The following is an 18,683-nucleotide window of genomic DNA, read 5'->3' as shown; positions in this document are numbered from 1 at the left end:
TGGTGCGGGTTGACCCGTCAAGCACCCATCAACGCAGCCGGCAGGGTTTGGGGAGACAAGATGGCTGGGCAACGTGTCGGTGGATCGGTGGGGGGTGTTTTAACGAGTTGTTTGTTCTTGGCCACGGCCGTGCCGGCCATGGAGCAGGCCAAAAGCCAGCCGCTGGCTCGGGACGAAGACAAAGCGGCGGTGGAGAAATGGGCGGGTGCCCTTCATCTGCGTCAAGACGAGGCGCGTTGGTTGTTTCAGGCGGAGGTCGCACGCGCTGAAGGCCTGATGAGTCAAGCCGCCGCCGCGTACGAACAGGCTTGGCTGTCTGGACGCAACCACCCCGAAGCCGCTTTCAAAGCAGCGGACCTTTATGCCCAAAACTTGGGTCAGCCCGTGACGGCAGCGCGACTCTTGCGCCAGATGAGGCGGGGGTCCACGTCAACGGCCGTGGCCGAACAAGCCCAATTGGCCTTGGACAAACTCGCTCCCACCTTGCGTGAGGTGGCCGTCCAACATGTGCGCATCGCCGCTACGCAGCATGGCGCAGAGGCGTTGCAAAGCCTCCAAGACGCCGAGGATGCGGATCCAGAAAATCTGAGCATCGGCATCCGCCGGGCCCAGGTGCTGGCCGAAGGTAACGATCTTGATGGGTTGCAGCATGCGATCCAAGCGTTATCGCGGCGCGGGGCGGCCACGCCTACGGTCTTGGCGGGTCTGCCACGGATGGGTGAGCACCTCAAACGGGCCTCGTTTCGGGGGGGGATGACCCGTTTGTTGGGTGCAACGCGGTTGCATGAGCTCGATGTGTTGGTCCAACAAGGGGCCAAGAAGACGGCCCTTGCGGTGGGCACGGTCGGCAAGGATTGTGCCGACTGTCCCGAGTGGGTCGTTCTTCCGGCGGGATCGTTCACCATGGGTTCGAATCTCTCCGAGGCAGAGGACGAGATGCCCGCCCACGGGGTCAGTGTCCGGTCGATGGCCATGGGCCGAACCGAGGTGACACGGGCTCAGTGGCAAGCCGTGATGCTCAGTGAGCCCCCGGGGTACTTCACGGAATGCGGCCCCACATGCCCCGTCGAGAGCGTGACATGGAGCGATGTGCAGATGTTTCTGCAAAAACTATCACTCAAGACCGGACATCGGTATCGCCTGCCTTCGGAGGCAGAGTGGGAATACGCCTGCCAAGCCGGAGAACACCACACCTATTGCGGCAGTGACAACGTCGATGAAGTGGCTTGGTACGGCAACGGTGGGGCGTCATCGTCTGGGGGCAATAGCGAACAGCGCATTCATCCCGTGGCGCAGAAAAAAGCCAACGCTTGGGGGCTTTTTGACATGAGCGGCAATGTTTGGGAGTGGGTTGACGACTGTCTGAATATGGGCTATCTCGGTGCGCCGAATGACGGGTCGGCTTGGCTCGTGGGTGATTGCTCCCGGCACATGGCGCGTGGTGGTGGATGGCCGGTCTACGAGTCGATCGTGCGTTCGGCGGTGCGGGGCAACTATGCCGTTTCCATGCCGATCCGGAGCACCAGCCTTGGGTTTCGCGTGGTCCGGGCCCTGCCTTGAATTTTTTTCGCTGCGATGTCATCCAAGTCTTGACATCACTCGTTGAGTAAGGGCCTCCCGGGAAGTGGGGGGTTTCTTCAAACTGAAAGGTATTCACATGAACAAGCTCCTGGCTGCCCTGATCGCTGCTTCTTTCTCTTTCGGCGCTTTCGCTTCTGACGCTCCTAAGGCTGAAAAGAAGGCTGAAGCCGCTAAGCCAGCCGCTTCTGCTGCCTCTGCCAAGGTTGAAGCCAAGGTCGAAGCCAAGAAGGCTCACTGATCACGCGCACCTTCAAAGGTGCCGTGATGGAGCCACTGCGGTGGTTCCCTTCAACGCCCGGTTCAAGCCGGGCGTTTCTGTTTTTGCCAGATCTTCACTCGGTCATTGCGCATGCTTCAGTACGAAACCATCCCCGTCACCGCTTTTGCCCAGAACTGTTCCTTGGTCTGGTGCCCGGTCAGCCGTGCTGCGGCTGTGATTGATCCGGGCGGCGATCTGGACCGGATCAAGTCCGCTGTCAAGCGACTCGATGTGCGTCTGGAGCAGATCTGGCTCACCCACGCGCACATCGACCATGCGGGTGGCACGGGCACGTTGGCGCGTGAACTGGGCCTGCCGATCATCGGCCCGCACGAAGGTGATCTGTACTGGATCGACGGTTTGCCGCAACAAAGCCGCATGTTTGGCTTCCCCGCCGCCGAAGCCTTCATGCCGACGCGCTGGTTGCACGATGGCGATGTGCTGGACTTGGGCCAAGAGCAAGTGGCGGTGCGCCACTGCCCCGGCCACACCCCCGGCCACGTCGTCTTCCACAGCGCCAGCGCCAAGCGCTGCTTTGTGGGCGATGTGCTCTTTGCCGGCAGCATCGGTCGCACCGACTTCCCCGGTGGCGATCACGCGACCTTGATCAACAGCATCACCCAACGCCTCTGGCCGATGGGCAACGACACCATCTTCATCCCCGGTCACGGCCCGGAAAGTAGCTTCGGCGAAGAACGCCTCGGCAACCCGTACGTGCGGGGGACGTGATCCGAGGCGGATCAGCCAAGGGTGATCTGATCCAGATACCGCGCCCTGAAGAGCAAGCGTGGGTGGGCTGGATCGTCGTGGAAGGCGCTGCGATCGTGTAGGACGTTGGCGCAGATCAGGCCCCAGCCAGGATGCAAGCGGGTGCGGATCACGGGGCTGTTGGGCGCGGCCATGATCTGGCGCAGCGCTTGGGCAGCTGCTAGGGTGATCGGATCATCGCGCCAGACAATGCTGCGTGTCCGGGCGGTGTAGCGCATGTGCAGACGGGCTTGGCCGCGAGCGTCGCGGTGAACGCTGAATACCGGGCCGGCTTGGGCGGCGCGGGTGCTGCCGTCGTCAGCCGTGCGCTGCGGAATCATCATCGCTTGGGGATGCATCAGGGCCCGGACCAGCTCCGGGGCTTGGTGACGCAGCAGCAGGTACGCCAATTCGTGGTCCAAGAGCTGGTTTTCACCGCCTTCAATCGCGTCGCGTACGCAGTGCAGCACCATGGCGTGGATGCTGCGCTCGGGCGGGTTGTAGTAGCCATCGGTGTGCCAGCCCAGCGCGTGGTGGGTGTAGGGGATGTAATCCGCACCCGCTGCGACGCCGGAGGTGACTTGGAGATGGCTGATGCCGTCGTCATCGGCCAGCCAGTTGGCGTCAAGACGCACCAAGCCAAACTGGTGCGCCAAGTGACGCGGCAGATCCGGATCGTCTTGGTGGTGTGGGCTGGCGTAAAAAGCCATGTTGGCGCGTGCCAAGCGCTGCTGAATCGCGGCGTGTTCAGTTGGGCTCAGCGCACGCGGGTCGTGTACTTCCACCAGCAGATCCTCGGCCCGACGCGGGGCTGCCCGCAGACGGGCTGCGCTCCAGCGAGCAAAGGTTTCGGTGTCGTCGAGATCAAACGGGTGGCGCGATGGTGTCATTCTCCGGCCCCGGCATGGCGCTGACGCCGAGGCAACTCACCCAGCAAACCGCGCAGCCCTCGGCGCACCATCTCGGCGGTGTCGAGCGACTCGATCTCCATGACTTGGTCATGCACCCAGATGCGATCACGCTCGCCCAGCACATGCACCACGCATTCGGCCAAGAAGCGCCGCATGCCCATGTCGAGGGGGACTTCTTCGTTGTAGTCGAAGTCGGCGTAGTCTTGGGAGCGCAGATTCAGGCGATCGATGAAGCGGCTCTTCACGTCCACGACGTCGGTGCTTGGGCTTGTATCCACCCCCAGCGTGCTGCCCAAGACCGTTTCAACCACGGTGGTGCCGAGCAGTTCTTGCCAGTTGTCGCTCAAGTGCTCGCCCAGACGGTTGGCCAAGGCGGTGGTGAAGGCCACGCGGTCCTCGCCCGACATGCGCACATAGGCCATCCGATCGGCGATCTGCACCACAAAGACCAGCCATTCGGCCAGAAAGTCGAAATAGGGCAGGCCGGGATCGATTTCAAAATCGGCCCGGCGCATGTTGTGCAGCACTTGGTGGGCGATGCGCCAGCCGATGAAGGCGGCCGCACCCGCCAGCTCTTGCGGGCTGTGCGGTCGCTCTTCCCGAAACCACTGATTTTTCAGGCGCAGGGGGCGGCTCATGGCATCGGCTCAGTAGCCGCCCTTGCCAAAGGGCTTGGGCAAACCGGCGATCTTGACGCCTTGTTTGGCGGGGCCCATCGGGAAGAGGTCGTAGAGCGCCTTGCTGTCGGCCACCAAGCCCAGATCCTGCACTGCCTTGAGCATGTGGCGGAAGTTGGGCGTCTGGCCTTCTTCGCGGTAGGTCTCGCGCAGGTAGTTGACGATTTGCCAATGGGCTTCGGTCAGCTCGATGCCATCGGCTGCGGCGATGACGCGCACGGCGTCGTCGCTGTAATTCGCTTCGAGCAGATAGCCGTCTTCATCGGTGTCAAAGCTCTGGCCGTCGATCTCGTAGGGGGTCATGAAAATCTCCTTGGGAGGGGGTCAAAAAATTCAAAGGCCGGTGATGGTTTTGTGCGGTACCAGCACCCCGAGGCCCAGCCAAGGCCAAGCGCCGAGGCCGCGTTCCTGAAGCCGCAGGGACTGGTTGGGCGTGAGGTCGTGGATCACCACCGGGAAACCGTGCCAAAACCCGCAAGGGCTGGCGCGGGTCTGAATCACTCGCGCTTTGCCGAGGATCAAGGGCACGTCGTCGAGCATGGGGTCGATGGCAACGAGTTCAGCGCGCAACATGGCTTCGAACATCGCCTCCACATAACTCGCATCGGTGTCGGGACCATCGGTGGCGATATCGAGCACAAGAATGTCGGTGTGCAGCGTGGGGGCGGTGTCGATGGGCCGTCGGCGAGGATGGGTGAGTCGTAGCCTCTCGGATCCGACGTTGAGTTCACGCGCCATCAAGCTGTTTTGCAGCTCATCAATGTGGTGCTGCGGCAGGCGCAGGCGCAGGCGGGCCCGGCGGGGCAGCAACAGCTCTTCGCCGCTGGGCACCAGGCGCAGCGGATGAACTTGCACGCTGCTGAGTTCGGGCAGGGCGGCTTGCAGGGCTTGCGCAAGCTCGTCGCGCCATGTGGGTGGCAGCCGTTGACCGTCCAGATCGAACACCAGATCGGTCATGGTCGGCATGACTGGGGGCTCTCGGTCACGCCTGGTCATGGGGCGCATCCTGCGTTTGTTCACTCCACCGTTGCATCGCTTGGGCCCACGTCGCGGCGGTGGCCGGGTCGATGTCAAAGATGGTGAAGCGTTTGCCTTCACGGATGCGCACACGCAGCAGGGGCAGGCCCCCAGCTTCGAAGCGCAATTCTTCGAGGCTGATCTCTTGCTGTCCCCAGGGAACGGTGAACTGGGTGATCGGCTGCGTGTGCTGGGTCATCGGCTTAGCCTTTGAGTTTCTTGATGCCCAAGGTCTTGAGCACCAACTGTTCGTAGATCGGCTCCGAGGTGCCGGCTTTCATCTTGCGCATGAAGTACTTCTCGAAGGCAATTTTGGCCAAGTGCACCCACTTGCCTTCGCTGAACCAGTTGACGTTGCGCGGCGGAATCTGTGGCAACGCCACAAAAGCCACGCCCGAGTCACCGAAATCGGCCAAGCAGACTGCATTCCACGTGGCTTTTTTCACGGGGGCTTGACCGTCAAGCGCAGAGCGGATGTTGTGCGCCGTGGCCGTGACCATCGATTCGATCATGTAGCCAGTCTTGGGTGCACCGACCGGGATCGGTGTGGCTTCAACTGGCGGAATGGCCACGCACACGCCCACCGAGTAGATGTTCTTGAACTTCGGGTTGCGCTGGAACTCGTCGATCAGGATGAAGCCGCGCGGGTTGGTCAGACCTTCGATGCCAAACACCGCATCCACGCCCTTGAAAGCCGGCAGCATCATGGAGTACTTGAAGTCGAGCACATGGTCCTTCTTGGGCGTGCCGTCGTCGTTGTGCTCGGTGACATACATCTTGCCGGCTTCGATCTTGGTGGTCTTGGCGTTGCAAATCCACTTGATGTGGCGGTCGCGCATGGCGGACTCCAAGATGCCCTTGGAATCGCCCACACCGCCCAAACCAAGGTGACCGATGTAGGGTTCGGCGGTCACAAAAGTCATGGGGACCTTGTCGCGGATCTTGCGACGCTTCAAGTCGGTGTCCATGATCATGGCGAACTCGTACGCCGGGCCGTAGCACGAGGCACCTTGCACCGCACCGACCACGATCGGGCCGGGGTTCTTCACAAAGCTTTGCCAGTTCTTCTCGGCCACCACGGCATGGTCCACATGGCAGATTGATTGGGTGTGACCACCCATGGCGGCTGGGCCTAGGCCTGGGATTTCGTCGAAGGCCAGTTTCGGGCCGGTCGCAATCACCAAAAAGTCGTAACGCAGGCTGCTGCCATCGCCCAGTTCAACACGGTTCTCATCCGGGTGGACGCGTTTGGCCCCCAAGGCGGTGAACTCGATCTTGCGCTTGGCCAAGGCCGGGCCGATGTCCATTTCGATGGCATCTCGGTCGCGCCAGTTGACAGCGACCCACGGGTTGCTCGGAACGAAGTGGAAGGTCGGGGTGTTGCTGACCACGGTGACTTTGTCCTGAGGACGCGCCAGCGCCCGCATTTCAAACGCCATGGGTAAGCCGCCAATGCCGGCCCCAATGATGACGATATGTGCCATGCGCTTTGTCTCCTGTTGTCGTGTCGATCAAGAACCAGGAAAGGCTGCATCCAGCGCTGATGCATCGCTCTTTCGGGGCTGAAGTTCAACGGTTCAGGCCGATGGCGTCTATAGCCACGGTGAGGGGCTGCACATAGTTCATCTGGGTAGTACTCCGACGGGTAATCCACGGCCCCCCCCGAGGGGCTAGCGCACAACCACCGCACGGGGGAATGGTCGCCGGGGCTTGGCGTCCCTACGATCCATGGCAATTCGAGGAGACACATCCATGGCAAAACCCCTGTACCCGACCCCGATGCTCGATGAGCTGGAGAGCGGCCCTTGGCCCAGCTTCGTGACCGGCCTGAAGCGTTTGGCCAACGACAAGGACTACATGGTCGATTTGCTCGGCCAGTTGGAAACGTCCTACAAGACCCGCAAAGGCTACTGGAAGGGCGGCACCGTCGGGGTGATCGGTTATGGCGGCGGGGTGATTCCGCGTTTTACCGAACTCAAGGATGCTGAAGGCAAGCCGATCTTCAAGGATGCTGCCGAGTTTCACACCCTGCGCATCATGCCGCCCCCGGGCATGCATTACGACACCGATGTGCTGCGCAAGATGTGCGATATCTGGGAAACGCATGGCTCTGGTCTGATCGCTTTCCACGGCCAGTCGGGCGACATCATGTTCCAAGGGGCCAAAACCGAGAACGTGCAACCGGCTTTTGATGCCTTGAACGACCTTGGCTTCGATTTGGGTGGCGCTGGTCCTGCGGTGCGGACCTCGATGAGCTGCGTCGGTGCGGCGCGCTGCGAACAAAGCTGCTACGACGAGGCTTCGGCCCACCGTGCGGTGTTGAACAACTTCCTCGACGACATCCACCGCCCGTCGCTGCCCTACAAATTCAAGTTCAAGTTCTCGGGCTGCCCGAACGACTGCATGAACTCGATCCAGCGCGCTGACATGGCCGTGATCGGCACGTGGCGCGACAACATCCGTACCGACGAAGCACTGGCCCGCAAGTGGTTCGTCAAGCACGGCATGAACGAGCTGGTCAACGATGTGGTGGCGCGTTGTCCGACCAAAGCGATTCAAATCAAGGACGTCGGGGCGGTTTCGACCGCAGCTTCGATCAGCTCGGTGTCCCTTAACGATACCCAAGCGCTGGAAATCGACAACCGCGACTGCGTGCGCTGCATGCACTGCATCAACGTCATGACCGGCGCCTTGGCGCCGGGCCAAGACAAGGGCGCCACGATCTTGGTGGGCGGCAAGCGTACCTTGAAGATCGGCGACTTGATGGGCACGGTGGTGGTGCCGTTCATCAAGTTGGCGACCGACGAAGACCGTGAACAGCTGGTCGAGTTGGCGCAGAAGATCATCGACTTCTTCGCTGAAAACGCCTTGGAGCACGAGCGCACCGGCGAAATGATCGAGCGTATCGGCTTGGTCAATTTCTTGGAAGGCATCGAGCTCGACATCGATCCGAACATGGTCTCGGCACCGCGCACCAACCCCTACGTCCGTACCGACGGCTGGGATGAGGAAGTCGCCCGCATTGAGGCCAAGAAGCAAAAGCAAGCCGCCTGAGGCGGGGCTGGATCCCAGGAGACCTACAGATATGGCAACCGCGCAAATGCGCCGCGCAATCGAGAGCGGCGTTCCCGACAACAAGAAGTTTCTACACCCCTTGTTGGCCAAGAACTATGGCAACTGGAAGTACCACGACCGGCCGCGTCCGGGTGTGTTGCACCATGTGGCCCACAGTGGCGATGAGGTCTGGTCGGTGCGTGCTGGCACGCAGCGTCAGATGGACGTCTACACCATTCGCAAGCTGTGCGACATCGCTGATCAGTACGCCGAAGGCCGGGTGCGTTTCACCATCCGCTCGAACATCGAGTTCATGGTGTCGGACGAAGCCAAGGTGGCGACGCTGATTGAGAAGCTCGAAGGTGAGGGCTTCCCGGTTGGCGGTACCGGCAACTCGGTGTCGATGATCGCCCACACCCAAGGCTGGCTGCACTGCGACATCCCTGGCACCGACGCTTCTGGTGCGGTCAAGGCGCTGATGGACGAGCTCTATGACGAGTTCAAGCGCGAGGAAATGCCCAACCGCGTGCACCTCTCGACTTCCTGCTGCGAGATCAATTGTGGCGGTCAAGCCGACATTGCCATCATCGTGCAGCACACCAAACCGCCGAAGATCAACCACGATCTGGTGGCCAACGTGTGCGAACGCCCTGCTGTGGTGGCGCGCTGCCCGGTGGCTGCCATTCGACCGGCGCTGGTCAACGGCAAGCCGTCGCTCGAAGTGGACGAAGCCAAGTGCATTTGCTGCGGGGCTTGCTATCCGCCGTGCCCGCCGATGCAGATCAACGATCCCGAGCATTCCAAGCTGGCGATCTGGGTGGGCGGCAAGAATTCCAACGCCCGTGGCAAGCCGACGTTCATGAAGATGGTCGCCTCCGGTCTGCCCAACAACGCCCCGCGTTGGCCTGAAGTGGCCGAGACGGTGAAAAAAATCCTCTACACCTACAAGGAAGACGCCCGTTCTTGGGAGCGGCTGTCCGACTGGATTGAGCGTATTGGCTGGCCGCGTTTCTTCGAAAAGACCGGCTTGCCCTTCACCAAGTACCTCATCGATGACTGGCGTGGTGCGCGGGTGAACCTGAACGCTTCCACCCACATTCGTTTCTAAGCCTTGAAGGACAGCACGGCATGAAGTTCGGCATCCTGGTCAATGAAGGACCGTATCAGCATCAGTCCAGCGATAGCGCCTACATGTTTTGTAAGGCGGCCATCGCCAAGGGCCACACGGTGACCCGCGTGTTCTTCTATCACGACGGCGTCAACAACACGACCCGTCTGACGGAGCCGCCGCAGGACGACCGCAACGTCGTGGCGCGCTGGTCCAAGCTGGGCGAAGAGCACGGCGTTGATCTGGTGGTCTGCGTGGCCGCTGCCCTGCGCCGGGGCATCAAGGACGAGAACTTGGCGCCGCATTTCCGCATCTCCGGTCTGGGCCAGCTGGTCGAGGCTGGGGTTCAAAACGACCGTCTGGTTGTTTTTGGCGACTGAGGCCGGGCAGGAGAGATTCACGTGGCTACCAAGAAATTCATGTTCGTCAACCGCAAGGCGCCCTACGGGACGATCTATGCACTCGAATCGCTCGAAGTGGTGTTGATCACTGCGGCCTTTGATCAAGACGTGTCGCTCGTCTTCATGGACGACGGGGTCTATCAGCTCAAGAAGGGTCAGCAGACCAAGGGCATCGAGATCAAGAACTTCTCGCCCACCTATCGAGCGCTCGAAGGCTATGACGTCGAAAAGCTCTATGTGGACGCTGATTCGCTCAGCGCCCGGGGTCTGACTGAGGCCGATTTGCTGGTCGATGTGACCGTGCTGTCGAGTGCCGAGATGGCTGCGCTGATGCAAAGCCAAGACGTGGTGCTGAGCTTCTGAGGCCGAGGAAAGACAACCATGCTGCACATCATCAACAAGTCCCCGCTGGAGCGCACGGCGCTGGCATCGTGCCTGCGCACCGTCAGCGAAGGGGCCATTTTGCTCATTGAGGATGCGGTCTACGCCGCCACCCAAGGTCATGCGGCTTCGGCCCAGATCGTGGCGGCGCTCGGATGCATGAAGGTCTACGTGCTGCGGCCCGATTTGGAGGCTCGCGGTGTGGGTGATCGTCTGCTGGAGGGCGTCGAAGGCGTTGATTACGGCGGCTTTGTCGATCTGGTGGCCGAGCATCCCAACTGTCAATCTTGGTTGTAAGGCGGCCTGAGTCGGCGCCTCGCAATCTTGTTCGTTGCAACCCTGCACCTCCCCCCATTCCAACATTTCCCCATTTACGGAGACCATCCATGGCCACGATCGAAGTCAACGGCAAAAGCTACGAAACCGACGAAGAGGGTTACCTCGTCAATTTGGCCGAGTGGAATGCCGATGTTGCGAACTACATCGCCGGCACGGAGAGCATCGCCATGAGCGACCAGCACTGGGAAGTCATCAACTTCCTGCGCGGCTATTTTGATGAATACCAGATCGCCCCAGCCGTGCGCGTGCTGACCAAGGCCATCGGCAAGCAACTGGGCCCGGAAAAAGGCAACAGTCAGTACCTGTACGAACTGTTCCCTTACGGCCCAGGCAAGCAAGCCTGCAAGATCGCCGGTCTGCCCAAGCCGACCGGCTGCGTCTAAAAAAGACGCCCTCATCGTGCCGGCTGGGATCCCAGCTCGGCATGCCCATCCTTTCCTCTGCTTTTGCGGCGCTCAGTGATGACCTTCGCCAGTTATGCCTTCGCCGGTCTTTTCCTGCTGGCCACCTTGGTGCTCGTGGCCGCCTTGGCGTACCGGGTTGCCGATTACGTGCGTACTCCCGCGCCGCTGAAGATTCCGACCACACCTGCGCCGACCACAGCCAGCGGGGTGGTGTGGCGCATGGCGCGCGAAGTGCTGCTGTTTGAGAGCCTGTTCAAGTCAAATCTCTGGACTTGGGCGGCGGGTTGGTTGTTCCATGCGGGTCTGGCTTTGGTGTTGGTGCGACATCTGCGCTACGTCACCGAGCCGGTGTGGAGCTGGGTGGCCTTGATGCAAGGCCCGGGCATCTTGGCCGGTCTGGCCATGGTGGCTGGCTTGATGGGCTTGTGGCTGCGCCGCGTGGCGGTGGAGCGCATTCGCTACATCTCGACGCCCTCGGATCACCTGATGCTGGCGCTGTTGCTGGGCATCGGTTTGTCCGGTTTGGCGATGAAGTTTGTGGCGCACACCGACATCGTGGCCGTCAAACAATTCTTCCTAGGCCTGATGCGCCTGAGCTTGCAGCCCTTGCCGGCCGATGGGGTGCTGTACCTGCATTTGGGTCTGGTGGGCGTCTTGATGTTGATCTTCCCCTTCAGCAAGTTGCTGCATGTGCCGGGCATCTTCTTCTCGCCCAGCCGCAATCAGGTCGATAACCCCCGCGAAGTTCGGCATCAGGCGCCTTGGGCTGCCTTGCTCGACAACAAGCGCTGAAGACGAAAGAGATTTCTGCTGCCATGGCCACCAACCCCGTCAAAGCGCCCGATCTGCGCCCCTATCCCAGCGTGCCGGCACTCTTGCCGGGCTCGATGAGCGGTGTCGTGCCCTATGTGGCTAACGACAAGATCCAAGAAGCCATCGGTTTTCCCGGCCACTTGGAAGAAGGCTGGGAGCAACGGGCGGTGGCCAAGATGGGCGAGTTGCTGCAGAAGTACCGCTCGCTCAAGGTCTACTTGGACGCGTGCGTGCATTGCGGGGCTTGTTCGGACAAATGCCACTACTTCATCGGCACCCAGGACCCGAAAAACATGCCGGTGGCGCGTCAGGATTTGATGCGCAACGTCTATCGGCGCTACTTCACCCCCGCTGGCAAGTATTTCCCCAAGCTGGTGGGCGCCCAGGATTTCACCAAAGAAGTGCTGGACGATTGGTTCAAGTACTACCACCAGTGTTCGGAGTGTCGGCGCTGTTCGGTGTTCTGCCCCTATGGCATCGACACCGCCGAAATCACCATGGCGGCGCGCGAGATTCTTGATTCGATCGGCTACGGCCAGAAGTATTCGAACGAGATCATCGGCAAGGTGCACCGCATCGGCAACAACTTGGGTCTGCCCGGCCCGGCGCTCGAAGACACCTTGCTTGGCTTGGAAGAGGACGTGAAGGAAGAAACCGGTGTCGATGTCCGCTATCCCTTGGATGCCAAGGGTGCTGAGGTGCTGCTGGTGACGCCCTCGGCCGACTTCTTTGCCGAGCCTCATGTGGACAGCCTGATCGGCTACGGCAAGGTGTTTCACGCCGCTGGCATCAGCTGGACGCTCTCCAGCAAGGCCAGCGAGGCCGGCAACTTTGGCATGTTCATCGGCAATTACGATCAGCTGCGCAACATCGCGCTGCGGGTGCGCGAAGCGGCCCTTGATCTGGGCGTGAAGCGCATCGTCGTGGGCGAGTGCGGTCACGCATGGCGCGTCGCCTACAGCTTCTGGAACACGCTGGTGGGCATCGGCGCAGGCGGCAAGGATCCGTTTGCCATCGAACTGCAAAACCAGCTTGATCACCGCTACAAGCAGCCGATGCACATCTGTGAGCTGACCTGGGACCTGATCCAGCAGGGCCGGCTCAAGTTCGACAAGGAAAAGAACGACCACCGCATCATCACCTTCCACGATTCCTGCAACGTCGCCCGCGCTTCACGCATGGGGGATATGGCCGGCGGACAGTTTGAGATCCCGCGCAACATCATCCGCACCGTGGCCAACCACTACGTGGACATGCCTGCGGACACCACCCACGAGCGCACCTTCTGTTGCGGCGGTGGTGGCGGTCTGCTGACCGACGAGCTGATGGATTTGCGTGTCAAAGGGGCCTTGCCGCGCATGGAAGCGCTCAAGCACGTGGTCGATGAGCACGGCGTCAATTTCATGGCCACCATCTGCGCGATCTGCAAGGCGCAGTTCACCAAGGTGCTGCCGTACTACGGTCACAAGATGAATCTGGTGGGCGGGGTGCATCAACTCGTGAGCACCGCGATCCGCCTCGGCGAGCATTGAACCGGGCAGACCCGGACGGAGACAAAGCCATGTCAGACAAACCTGAAAACACCGCACCGTTGAATTTCCGCCGCTACAAGGATGGCGATACCAAGATCAAGTCTTGGCGGGACCAAATCTTTCAAGCGAGCCATTCGCACAAGTGCCCGACCTACATCCAGTCCACACCGCCGTGCCAAGGCAGTTGCCCGGCCGGGGAAGATATCCGGGGTTATCTGGCCATCGTGCGCGGTACCGAGAAGCCGCCGACTGGGCTGACGTGGCAGGAATACGCTTGGCGGCGCCTCACCAGCGCCAACCCATTCCCCTCGGTGATGGGCCGGGTGTGCCCGGCGCCGTGCGAGAGCGGCTGCAACCGCAATGAAGTCGAGGACCACGTCGGCATCAACTCGGTCGAGCATTTCCTGGGTGAATACGCCATCGCCAACAAGTTGGGGTTTGTGAAGCCCGAGACCCGCACGGATCGTAAGGTTGCGGTGATCGGCGGTGGGCCGGCGGGGCTGTCGTGTGCCTATCAGCTGGCGCTCAAGGGTCATGCGGTCACGATCTTCGACGATCACGCCTACCTCGGCGGCATGATGCGCTACGGCATTCCGGGCTTTCGTACCCCACGTGACGTCTTGGACGCTGAAATCCATCGCATCCTTGATCTCGGGGTCGAGACGCGTTTGAACTGCCGCATCGGCACCGACGTGACGATGGAACAGATCCGTGCTGAGTTCGACGCCGTGTTCCTTGGCATGGGTGCCCAAGCGGGGCGTTCGCTGCCGATCCCTGACGGGACAGCGGCCAACGTGGTGCCGGCCACGGCGTTCTTGCGTGCCTTCAACGACGGACGCTTGCAACACGTGGGCAAGCGCGTGGTGGTGGTGGGTGGTGGCGATACCTCGATCGACGTGGCCACCGTGGCGCGCCGTCTGGGTCATATCGAGCACGCCAAGCCGACCGATTTCGACGACGTCATCGGCGGGCGCATGGCGCACGACGTGGCCGAAGTTTCGGCCAAGCAAGGCTGCGACGTGGTGCTGACGTCCTTGTTCAGCGTGGACAAGATGCAGGCCAATAAGCATGAAATTGAGCAGGCCAAGGCCGAAGGCATCGAGATTCGGGGCGGTTTGGTGCCGGTCGGCTTGGTGCGGGACACCACAGGGCGGGCGACCGCTTTGCGGGTGGCGCGCTGTGAAGCCAAGATGATCGGTGCTCGTCTGGACATCAAAACCCTTGAGGGAACGGAGGAAGACATTCCCGCCGATCTGATCGTCTCAGCCATCGGTCAAGCGGTGGATTTCACGGGCTTGGAAATGTTTGACGCCGGCAAGGGCGGTGTGGCGACCGATCGCAACTACCAAGTTCAGGGCCATAAGGGTGTGTTTGCCGGTGGAGATGCACTGCGCCCCCACTTGCTGACCACCGCCATCGGTCATGGTGCGATTGCTGCGGATGGCATTGAGCGCTTTTTGGCCGGTGAAGAGCAGGGCAAACGGCCCAAGATCGACGTCCACGTCTTCGATTTGCAACGCAAGATGGTCGAGAAGGGTTTGCCGTTCAACGAAGCCCACGGTCCGATCCTCGGGACCGACAAAGCCGACATCGGGATCCACAACTTTGACAACCGCTCGGAGCGCTACGTCATCCCGCATGACGAGCTGTATCTGGGCCACTTCAACAACACGCCGCGTCTGCAGCGCAGCATCACTACGCTCGATAAGGAAAGCGCGCTCGGCAATTTCGAGGAACGCCTTGATCCGCTGAGTGAAAAGCAAGCCGTTGAAGAGGCCAAACGCTGCATGAGCTGCGGCATGTGCTTCGAGTGCGACAACTGCGTGGTGTATTGCCCGCAGACGGCGGTGTTCCGCGTCCCCAAAAAGCAGGCCACCTTGGGCCGCTACGTGGCGACCGATTACAGCAAGTGCATCGGTTGCCATATCTGTAGCGACGTCTGTCCGACGGGCTACATCCAGATGGGTCTGGGCGAGTAAGCCGAGGGGGTGGTGTGGAAAGCGTGAGCAGCAGCATCAGAGCCGGCGGCCTTCGGGCGAGTCGCCGAATCATGACGGGGGTGTGGAGTCTTGGTCTGCTCCTGTCGGCGGCCGCCGCCTTTGGCCAAGATCCGAGCCCGAGCTTGGCGTCAAGCCGGGTGCCGTCTCCGCATGTGGACGCGGCTCAAGGCGGAACTTGTATCCAGCCGCCGGCGGTGATGCGGCGCACGCACATGGAGCTGCTCAAGCACCAACGCGACCGCAGCGTGCGTGAAGGACATCGGGAGCCGAAGCTCAGTCTGAACGCCTGCATCGATTGCCACGCCAGTCGCAGCAACGCGTCGGTGCTGGGCTCTGAGCAGAATTTCTGCCAAGGCTGCCACAGCTACGCCGCCGTGACTTTGGATTGTTTCGAGTGCCATAACCCCAGGGCTTCGGCCAAGGGTGCCTTGGCTGCTGGGACAGGAGTGAAACCATGAGCTCATCCAATCCGTCGCGTCGCAGCGTGGTGGCGGCCGGCGCCACCGCTTTGGCTGGGGTGGTGATTGCCCCGGGGATCCGCTTGATTGATGTGGCTCAGGCCAGCAGTGGAGCTCCGACCGAGGGCAGCCGCAGCGTGCGCTGGGGCATGTTGATCGATGCCTCGCGCTGCGATGCCGGTTGCGACGCCTGTGTGCAGGCCTGTGACAAGGAAAACGCCTTGCAGTCGGCCGTGCCGATCAAGCAGCGCCCGCAATGGATTCGCAAGATCACCTTGCATGAGGTCAAAACCGAACGCCAAGTCAACTTGCCGATGATGTGCCAGCACTGCGCTGAGCCACCATGCGTCGATGTCTGCCCGACTGGGGCTTCGTTCAAGCGTGCTGATGGGCTGGTGTTGGTGGATCGGCATCGTTGCATCGGTTGCCGCTACTGCATGATGGCCTGCCCCTACAAGGCGCGCTCTTTTGTGCATGAGCCCTTGGCCGATCAGAATCCAGCCGTGCCGCGCGGCAAAGGCTGCGTCGAGAGCTGCACGATGTGTGTGCACCGCATCGACCAAGGCGGCACGCCGGCTTGCGTCGAAGCTTGTGCCAAGGCTGGGCATGCCGCCATCTTGTTTGGTGATCTCAACGATCCCCAAAGCGACATCGCCCAGCGTGTGCGCAGTGTGGCCAGCACCCAAGTTCGGGCCGATTTGCGGCTCGATCCGGGTGTGCGTTACCAAGGCCTTTGAGGGAGACCCACGATGTTTCAACGTTTGCAAACCTCTCCTCGGCTGGAGCTGCGCGCCTTTTTCGGGCTGCTCGCCCTCGGTGGCTTGGTGGTGCTAGCGGGTCTGTGGGCCGCCCATGGCATGGAAGAGCACGGGCATGTCATCACCGGCATGAACAATCAGATCGTCTGGGGCCTGCCGCATGTGTTCGCGATTTTCATGATCGTGGCGGCCTCAGGTGTACTCAACGTGGCTTCCGTCGGCTCGGTCTTTGGTCAGCCGATGTACAAGGCGCGGGCCCCGCTGTCCGGCCTGATGTCGGTGGCGTTGCTGGCGGGCGGCTTGATGGTGCTGCTGCTGGATCTGGGTCGGCCCGAGCGGGTGATCGTGGCGGCCACGAACTACAACTTACGTTCGATGTTTGCTTGGAACGTGGTGCTTTATTCGGGTTTGTTCACCTTGGTGGCGATCTACATGTGGACCATGTTGGAGCGACGCATGCATCGTTGGTCCAAACCCGCTGGGATCGCCGCTTTCATCTGGCGCTTCATCTTGACGACCGGCACGGGCTCAATCTTCGGTTTTCTGGTTGCACGCCAAGCCTATCAATCGGCGGTGTTGGCGCCGATGTTCATCGTCTTGTCGCTCGCTTGGGGCTTGGCCTTGTTCCTGCTGGCGCAGTGGGTGGTGTATCGCTGGAACGGGCGTGATTTGCCCGAAGAGGTGCAACGCCGTTTGGTGCGTCTGCTGACGGTGTTTATCTCGGCCAGCTTGTATCTGGTCGCGATTTATCACGGCACCAACCTGTACTGGGCCCGGCAAGCCGCCTTTGAGCGCTTCATCTTGCTCGAGGGCGGTGGGTTGACGCTGCTCTTTTGGCTCGGTTTTGTCATGGTTGGCAGTGTGCTGCCGTTGGCCCTGCTCTGGCTGCGCAGCCGATGCACCATGGCGGTGATCGTGGCTTGTCTGGGCGTGGTGCTGGGGGCCTTGGCTTTGCTGTACGTCTTTATCATCGGCGCTCAGGTCTACCCGCTGGATATCTTCCCGGGCTTCACGCTGCAGAGCACGTTCATGGACGGTCAGATCGACGTCTACACACCCACTCTGCGCGAGGCGCTGCTCGGTGTGGGTGGCTTGGGGATGGCCTTTGTGCTGGTGGTGCTGGGTTCGCGGTTGTTTGCGGTGTTGCCGGATGACCGCCACGCCAGTGTGTAACCAGCGTGTGATTTGACGTAGCCACGTCCCGAGATATATCGAGGTTTCATGGAAGAACATCCCTTCGCGGGCTATATCCGCGCCCTGGGTAAAGGGCCGCACGGCAAAAGGGCGCTGAGTTTCGACGAAGCGCGCCGCGCCATGCAGATGATTTTGGCGGGCGAGGTGCTGCCGATTCAGCTCGGCGCATTCCTCACGCTCATGCGGGTCAAGATCGAGACGCCGGCTGAAATCGCCGGTTTGGCCCAAGGGGCGCGGGACGCGATCGGGCTGCCGGCTCACCTCGGCCCACATCCGGCCGCTGTGCGTCTTGATTGGTCGGCCTACGCGGGCAAGCGTCGGCAGTTGCCGTGGTTTGTGCTCTCCGCCTTGCTGCTGGCGTCGCACGGTTTGCCGGTGTTGATGCACGGCACCGACGGCTATCAGGCCGACCGGGTGTTTGTGCCGCAAGCGCTCGAAGCCTTGGGTTTGCAGCCGGTGACGTCGCTGGAAGAGGCCAGCGCCGAGCTCGGGCGCTGCGGTTTTGCCTTCATCTCGCTGCGCCATTTGCAGCCGATGCTGCATGAGTTCATGGGCTTGAAGCCCATCATCGGGCTGCGCTCGCCGATCCACACCGTCGTGCGGCTGCTGAACCCCTTGCAAGCGCCGGCGATGCTCCAAGGCGTGTTCCATCCCGGGTATCACGACGTTCACCAAGAAGCCACGCGCTTGCTCGGTCAGCCGCTGGCCTGTGTGGTCAAGGGTGATGGCGGTGAAGCGGAGCGCAATCCCGATAACCCGTGTCGCGTCAAGTGGACCGTGGGCCAAGAGCAGTTCGACGAGGAATGGCCGGCGCTGTTCTCCACCCGGCACCCCAAGGACGAAGACATGAGCGTTCAGCGCTTGGCCGCCCTGTGGCGCGGTGAGTCCGAGGAAGAGTACGGTTTGGCGGCGGTGCTGGGCACGGCGGCGATCGCGCTCAAGGCCATGGGCGAGGCCGACAGCATCGAGGCGGCGCAGGCCCGTGCGACGGCGCTCTGGCAGCATCGGCCGATGGATTGGTTGGCCCATGCGGCCACCCGAGGCTGAGT

Annotated in this window: 22 protein-coding genes; 16 read left to right on the top strand and 6 right to left on the bottom strand. The window is 61.5% G+C overall.

What is annotated here, in order from left to right:
• Nucleotides 1-60: 60 nt before the first annotated feature.
• From AB3X39_RS00645 to AB3X39_RS00635, 3 genes are all read left to right on the top strand, one after another.
• A complete protein-coding gene (locus tag AB3X39_RS00645) occupies nt 61-1,560 on the top strand; it encodes an SUMF1/EgtB/PvdO family nonheme iron enzyme (protein WP_369415417.1) in 1,500 nt (499 codons plus the stop codon).
• Between the two features lie 97 nt (nt 1,561-1,657).
• On the top strand, nt 1,658-1,819 hold the full coding sequence (locus AB3X39_RS00640; protein WP_369415416.1) for a hypothetical protein: 162 nt from the start codon (nt 1,658-1,660) through the stop codon (nt 1,817-1,819).
• 111 nt (nt 1,820-1,930) lie between these two features.
• Complete coding sequence (locus AB3X39_RS00635) at nt 1,931-2,569, top strand: MBL fold metallo-hydrolase (protein WP_369415415.1); 639 nt, start codon at nt 1,931-1,933, stop codon at nt 2,567-2,569.
• Between the two features lie 11 nt (nt 2,570-2,580).
• On the opposite strand, the gene AB3X39_RS00630 is transcribed toward AB3X39_RS00635, so the two are convergent.
• The 6 genes from AB3X39_RS00630 to AB3X39_RS00605 are packed head-to-tail and all read right to left on the bottom strand — an operon-like array spanning nt 2,581 to nt 6,676.
• Nucleotides 2,581-3,477: a TauD/TfdA family dioxygenase gene (locus tag AB3X39_RS00630; RefSeq protein ID WP_369415414.1), complete on the bottom strand. Its 897-nt coding sequence runs from the start codon at nt 3,475-3,477 to the stop codon at nt 2,581-2,583.
• Nucleotides 3,474-4,136: a hypothetical protein gene (locus AB3X39_RS00625; protein ID WP_369415413.1), complete on the bottom strand. Its 663-nt coding sequence runs from the start codon at nt 4,134-4,136 to the stop codon at nt 3,474-3,476. Before AB3X39_RS00625 ends, AB3X39_RS00630 begins: the two co-directional genes overlap by 4 nt.
• 9 nt (nt 4,137-4,145) lie before the next feature.
• Nucleotides 4,146-4,478, bottom strand: coding sequence for a TusE/DsrC/DsvC family sulfur relay protein (locus tag AB3X39_RS00620; RefSeq protein WP_369415412.1), 333 nt, complete (start codon nt 4,476-4,478; stop codon nt 4,146-4,148).
• A gap of 30 nt (nt 4,479-4,508) precedes the next feature.
• Nucleotides 4,509-5,141, bottom strand: coding sequence for a type I-MYXAN CRISPR-associated protein Cas6/Cmx6 (locus AB3X39_RS00615; RefSeq protein WP_369415411.1), 633 nt, complete (start codon nt 5,139-5,141; stop codon nt 4,509-4,511).
• 16 nt (nt 5,142-5,157) lie between these two features.
• Nucleotides 5,158-5,391 carry a DUF6967 family protein gene (locus tag AB3X39_RS00610; RefSeq protein ID WP_369415410.1) on the bottom strand — a complete coding sequence of 78 codons (234 nt, stop codon included), beginning with the start codon at nt 5,389-5,391 and terminating at the stop codon, nt 5,158-5,160.
• Nucleotides 5,392-5,395: 4 nt separating this feature from the next.
• Nucleotides 5,396-6,676 (bottom strand): NAD(P)/FAD-dependent oxidoreductase, encoded by a 1,281-nt coding sequence (locus tag AB3X39_RS00605; RefSeq protein WP_369415409.1) that lies wholly within the window; start codon nt 6,674-6,676, stop codon nt 5,396-5,398.
• 268 nt (nt 6,677-6,944) lie between these two features.
• On the opposite strand from AB3X39_RS00605, the gene dsrA reads away from it, so the two are divergent.
• The 13 genes from dsrA (at nt 6,945) to AB3X39_RS00540 (ending at nt 18,681) form a co-directional block, all read left to right on the top strand.
• Nucleotides 6,945-8,246 carry a dissimilatory-type sulfite reductase subunit alpha gene (gene dsrA / locus AB3X39_RS00600; RefSeq protein WP_369415408.1) on the top strand — a complete coding sequence of 434 codons (1,302 nt, stop codon included), beginning with the start codon at nt 6,945-6,947 and terminating at the stop codon, nt 8,244-8,246.
• Between the two features lie 31 nt (nt 8,247-8,277).
• Nucleotides 8,278-9,354, top strand: coding sequence for a dissimilatory-type sulfite reductase subunit beta (gene dsrB / locus AB3X39_RS00595; protein ID WP_369415407.1), 1,077 nt, complete (start codon nt 8,278-8,280; stop codon nt 9,352-9,354).
• A 20-nt stretch (nt 9,355-9,374) separates the two neighbouring features.
• Nucleotides 9,375-9,734 (top strand): sulfurtransferase complex subunit TusD, encoded by a 360-nt coding sequence (gene tusD / locus AB3X39_RS00590; RefSeq protein WP_369415406.1) that lies wholly within the window; start codon nt 9,375-9,377, stop codon nt 9,732-9,734.
• A 21-nt stretch (nt 9,735-9,755) separates the two neighbouring features.
• The gene (gene tusC / locus AB3X39_RS00585; RefSeq protein WP_369415405.1) at nt 9,756-10,118 is read left to right on the top strand and encodes a sulfurtransferase complex subunit TusC; all 363 of its coding nucleotides are present in this window, start codon (nt 9,756-9,758) and stop codon (nt 10,116-10,118) included.
• An 18-nt stretch (nt 10,119-10,136) separates the two neighbouring features.
• Nucleotides 10,137-10,433, top strand: a complete 297-nt coding sequence (gene tusB, locus AB3X39_RS00580) for a sulfurtransferase complex subunit TusB (RefSeq protein ID WP_369415404.1) — start codon at nt 10,137-10,139, stop codon at nt 10,431-10,433.
• An 89-nt stretch (nt 10,434-10,522) separates the two neighbouring features.
• Nucleotides 10,523-10,858 (top strand): TusE/DsrC/DsvC family sulfur relay protein, encoded by a 336-nt coding sequence (locus AB3X39_RS00575; RefSeq protein ID WP_369415403.1) that lies wholly within the window; start codon nt 10,523-10,525, stop codon nt 10,856-10,858.
• Nucleotides 10,859-10,936: 78 nt separating this feature from the next.
• Nucleotides 10,937-11,671 (top strand): respiratory nitrate reductase subunit gamma, encoded by a 735-nt coding sequence (locus AB3X39_RS00570; protein WP_369415402.1) that lies wholly within the window; start codon nt 10,937-10,939, stop codon nt 11,669-11,671.
• 23 nt (nt 11,672-11,694) lie between these two features.
• Entirely contained in the window at nt 11,695-13,224 is a 1,530-nt protein-coding gene (gene dsrK, locus AB3X39_RS00565) for a sulfate reduction electron transfer complex DsrMKJOP subunit DsrK (RefSeq protein ID WP_369415401.1), read from the top strand.
• Between the two features lie 29 nt (nt 13,225-13,253).
• Complete coding sequence (locus tag AB3X39_RS00560; protein WP_369415400.1) at nt 13,254-15,203, top strand: NAD(P)-binding protein; 1,950 nt, start codon at nt 13,254-13,256, stop codon at nt 15,201-15,203.
• 71 nt (nt 15,204-15,274) lie between these two features.
• Nucleotides 15,275-15,682 carry a hypothetical protein gene (locus tag AB3X39_RS00555; RefSeq protein ID WP_369415399.1) on the top strand — a complete coding sequence of 136 codons (408 nt, stop codon included), beginning with the start codon at nt 15,275-15,277 and terminating at the stop codon, nt 15,680-15,682.
• A complete protein-coding gene (gene dsrO / locus AB3X39_RS00550) occupies nt 15,679-16,419 on the top strand; it encodes a sulfate reduction electron transfer complex DsrMKJOP subunit DsrO (RefSeq protein ID WP_369415398.1) in 741 nt (246 codons plus the stop codon). Before AB3X39_RS00555 ends, dsrO begins: the two co-directional genes overlap by 4 nt.
• A gap of 12 nt (nt 16,420-16,431) precedes the next feature.
• On the top strand, nt 16,432-17,613 hold the full coding sequence (nrfD, locus tag AB3X39_RS00545; RefSeq protein ID WP_369415397.1) for an NrfD/PsrC family molybdoenzyme membrane anchor subunit: 1,182 nt from the start codon (nt 16,432-16,434) through the stop codon (nt 17,611-17,613).
• A gap of 48 nt (nt 17,614-17,661) precedes the next feature.
• Entirely contained in the window at nt 17,662-18,681 is a 1,020-nt protein-coding gene (locus AB3X39_RS00540; protein WP_369415396.1) for a glycosyl transferase family protein, read from the top strand.
• Nucleotides 18,682-18,683 lie beyond the last annotated feature (2 nt).

The organism is Leptothrix ochracea, from assembly GCF_041083635.1.
GTDB classification, from domain to species: Bacteria; Pseudomonadota; Gammaproteobacteria; order Burkholderiales; family Burkholderiaceae_C; genus Sphaerotilus; species Sphaerotilus ochraceus.
This window is presented reverse-complemented; position numbering and strand designations above follow the sequence as displayed.